This window comes from Amycolatopsis jejuensis (assembly GCF_000717335.1).
GTDB classification, from domain to species: domain Bacteria; phylum Actinomycetota; class Actinomycetes; order Mycobacteriales; family Pseudonocardiaceae; genus Amycolatopsis; species Amycolatopsis jejuensis.
The window spans coordinates 1-306 of the sequence record NZ_JNYZ01000116.1 but is presented as its reverse complement, the minus strand read 5'-3'; the positions used below and the strand labels follow the sequence as shown (position 1 = coordinate 306).

Here is a 306-nt window from a genome sequence, read left to right as displayed (position 1 = left end):
CACTGATCGAGACCGCAACATTGTCTACGCCCGGCATCTGGAGTTGATCCGGGAGATGACCGACCGCGGTGTCGTGCCGGAGGGTCACCCGTCGACGGCGGTGTTCCTGGCGACTGCTTTGCATGTGACTCCGCGTGAAGCCCGTTCCCGGGTCGCGCAGGCGACGGCCGATCTCCCGTTGACCCGTAAGGCGGCGGCTGCGGGTGGGGTGTCTGCGCAGCATGTCTCGGTGATCACCGAGGGTTTGGCCGCGGTCCCGGATTGGCTCGCGGCGGAGGACTACATCGCCGCCGAGGACACTCTGGT

At 67.0% G+C, this 306-nt stretch carries 1 protein-coding gene; it reads left to right on the top strand.

Features of this window, described 5'->3' with window-relative positions; translation table 11 throughout:
- On the top strand, nucleotides 1-306 hold a 306-nt coding region (locus OO71_RS46000), incomplete at both ends, for a DUF222 domain-containing protein (protein WP_156096892.1).